The organism is Porphyromonas crevioricanis, from assembly GCF_900167225.1.
Taxonomy (GTDB): domain Bacteria; phylum Bacteroidota; class Bacteroidia; order Bacteroidales; family Porphyromonadaceae; genus Porphyromonas; species Porphyromonas crevioricanis.
The window spans coordinates 1-2,845 of sequence record NZ_FUXH01000026.1 but is presented as its reverse complement, the minus strand read 5'-3'; the positions used below and the strand labels follow the sequence as shown (position 1 = coordinate 2,845).

The following is a 2,845-nucleotide window of genomic DNA, read 5'->3' as shown; positions in this document are numbered from 1 at the left end:
GATAGGATTGATGATGCTGCAGATATAGCCAAGGCTGCCGACAAATTGGATGATGCAGCAGATGCAGCCAAAGCTTTGGATAAAGCAATGGTGCCGAAATTGGAAATGCCGGTAAAAAAACAAAAAAAACTTGTTCCAAATACGCCGGAACATAAGGCTGCACGGTGGACAGCATACAAAAAAAGAGGAGGTAAATGGGATTATGATAGGTGGAGCAAGCAGTATGATGCTAATATGAGGAATGCTGAATTTGGCTTAAAACGAGAAAAGGCTTATAGAGAACGATTTGGAGGTAATAGTGAAACAATAAAAACCAAATTTACAAATCGACAAATAGATATAAGTAATGGCAAATATTTGGGGCAATTAAAGACCGGTAAAGTTAGCTTAACAAAACAAGCAAAAATAGATATTCAAAAAGATGCTTGGTTAGTCAAGAGGGGTTATAAAGTTGAATATATATTGGAAAAGGGCGCATCAAAGAACTTTATAGACGCATTGGAAAAAGCTGGAATTGATTATCATATAGGAAGCAAAATACCATAAAATAATTATAATGAATTTTAAAAAAATACCCCGACGAGATTTAGAAGAAATGTTTGAAACCTTCTTGTCTTCGATAGATGATTATATTGAAAACATTTTAGAAATTAGTGCATACAAAGGATATAATTTAGATTTTTCTTTGGAAAGTTTGAGTGATCTAGAAAAATACATTTCAACGAGCAATATTAATGCTGATGATGACAGGATTAATGATTTGGCAGCTTATCTAGGTGAAGTTATAAGGAAAAACATCGGTGGAAACTGGAAATGTAGTTTAGACTTAAAATATAATTCTATTTTTTATGGGAAACCTGTTATTGCAGAGTATACAACTCCCAATGATTTAGAATTTTCACCTTTTGACTGTATATTAAACTATATAAGTGAGCCACACGCCAATTATTTTATAAATATAATTGAAAATGATTTAGATGATGTTCCATTAAATTTAGATGATATTCCAACCGAGGAATAAGACCTTTTGTATTTAGTCCTCGATCGTGGAGACTTGCCGTAAAAGTGTTCTTTTACATATTGTTTGAAAGTTTTTACTTGCCGTTGCACTGGACTGCGGTAAAAGCCGCCGACAAGGTGGTGGTAGATGTAGTCAAAGCCGTCAACCGACTGGATGATGTCATTGATGTGTTAAAGTTGTGGATAAGGCGGACGACGTTGCAGATATAGCCAAGGCTGCCGACAAATTGGATGATGCAGCAGATGCAGCCAAAGCTTTGGACAAAGCAAAGGTGCCCAAGCTGGAACCTCCAATCAAGAAAGAGAAAAGACTTGGGGGGGCACATAAAGATTTGGACTTTGATAGTAGCATAGCAACTGGAAAGAAAAGAGAAACAATAGAACAACACCACCATATGCCGTGTCAAGCGGCAGGAAATAAAGGAGGAAACGGCGGTGCCATAACTATGGAGACCTCAGATCATAAGAAAACAGCATCTTGGGATAATATTAGTGGGGCTAAAATGTACCAAGAAAGGCAAAGAACTTTGATCGAACAAGGGAAGTTTAGGGAGGCTTTTGAGATGGATATTCAGGACATTCGAGAAAAATTTGGTGATAAATATGATGAGGCTATTAAGCAATTAGAAGAGTGGTATAAATAAAATCACAAAATAGAGTAAAATATGAAATATGATATTAAGCCATTTATAGGCGTTGGAAACTTAAAGTTTGGAATGAAACGTGATACTATCAACCGAACAATATTAAATAGCCTAACATTTGATTCTGTAGAAAATAAGAATGTTGAGAACGATGAGTTATCAACGAATGATTATTTTGAAAACGGATTAGTATTAGGGTATCTAAATACATCTTTCCTTCTGAAATATATTGTTTTATCTGACTCTTGTGAGGCCTTTTTTGAGGGAGTAGATTTGTTGTCTATGTCTTACTCCGAAAGTTTAACCTATATGAAAAAATTTGACTCAAATATAAAAGAGGAGGAATATATGGGCTTTACAACATATAAGTATGGGATTGCTGTTTATGCTCCAGAGGGGACAGAGAATCCAGACTGTTATATTGAAGCTGTTACCATTGGAGAAAAAGGTTATTTTCACCCAACAAGATAAGCTCTGGAATGGTGGTAAAACAAAGGAAATACCGCTAAGTAAGGATCAGAGACAGATGGGAGGTAAGCATTATACCAATGACAGATTAAACAGGGCTGCAAATGGTGATGATGGGTACACTGATGGCAGAAGTTCTGAACAAGCAGAAATGGCATTAGAGGCGCAAAGAGAAGCAATAAATAATGGCGCTGAAGTTAAGACAGAGAAGATAGATATATATGTGGATCAGAACGGAAGACTACGAGGTGAGCCTCAGATTAGAAAATGGTAAAAAAAGAATATATGGACAAGTTTAAGAAACTGAAGTTATATGCTTTAAAGAAAAAAAAGCACCAGATAGATAAGCACAATGGGCATTACACCAATTCAATGAGAGATATTCAAAACTTCATAGAAGGAGTGAAAGGTAGATCCATAATTGGGTTAAAATTTGAGAGAATATCAACCTGGCTTCATTGGGAATTTATGTTTAATTTCCTAAATAACAAAAAAATAGATTCTCATGGATTGGAATTGTCTACAATTTTTGCATTAGAGTCTGTTAATTGGGATTACTTCTTAGGCAAAGATGTTGAGAAATATAATGAAACCATCCAGTTTCATAAAGCGATAAAACACATGGCTCAGGCCTTACTGTTAGGGTGGGACGAATTGGCTATAAACTATGGACGTTTATTAATTAGAATGCTTTATGGCAAGCAGTACGAAGG

5 protein-coding genes and 1 pseudogene are annotated in these 2,845 nt (G+C 35.5%); all 6 read left to right on the top strand.

Features of this window, described 5'->3' with window-relative positions:
- A partial coding sequence (locus tag B5D48_RS09140; protein WP_200805337.1) for a hypothetical protein occupies nt 1-546 on the top strand: 546 nt, incomplete at its 5' end.
- Between the two features lie 10 nt (nt 547-556).
- Entirely contained in the window at nt 557-1,021 is a 465-nt protein-coding gene (locus B5D48_RS08950) for a hypothetical protein (protein ID WP_023938652.1), read from the top strand.
- A gap of 178 nt (nt 1,022-1,199) precedes the next feature.
- Nucleotides 1,200-1,664 carry a hypothetical protein gene (locus B5D48_RS08945; RefSeq protein WP_023938650.1) on the top strand — a complete coding sequence of 155 codons (465 nt, stop codon included), beginning with the start codon at nt 1,200-1,202 and terminating at the stop codon, nt 1,662-1,664.
- 21 nt (nt 1,665-1,685) lie between these two features.
- On the top strand, nt 1,686-2,135 hold the full coding sequence (locus B5D48_RS08940) for a hypothetical protein (RefSeq protein WP_023938649.1): 450 nt from the start codon (nt 1,686-1,688) through the stop codon (nt 2,133-2,135).
- Nucleotides 2,101-2,406 (top strand): hypothetical protein, encoded by a 306-nt coding sequence (locus B5D48_RS08935; RefSeq protein ID WP_042120583.1) that lies wholly within the window; start codon nt 2,101-2,103, stop codon nt 2,404-2,406. Before B5D48_RS08940 ends, B5D48_RS08935 begins: the two co-directional genes overlap by 35 nt.
- 11 nt (nt 2,407-2,417) lie before the next feature.
- Nucleotides 2,418-2,845 (top strand): annotated as a pseudogene (locus B5D48_RS08930) (hypothetical protein); the annotation flags it as partial.

Coding starts and splice junctions, on each gene's coding strand:
- B5D48_RS08950 (WP_023938652.1), top strand. CDS start 557: ATGAATTTTAAAAAAATACCCCGACGAGATTTAGAAGAAATGTTTGAA.
- B5D48_RS08940 (WP_023938649.1), top strand. CDS start 1,686: ATGAAATATGATATTAAGCCATTTATAGGCGTTGGAAACTTAAAGTTT.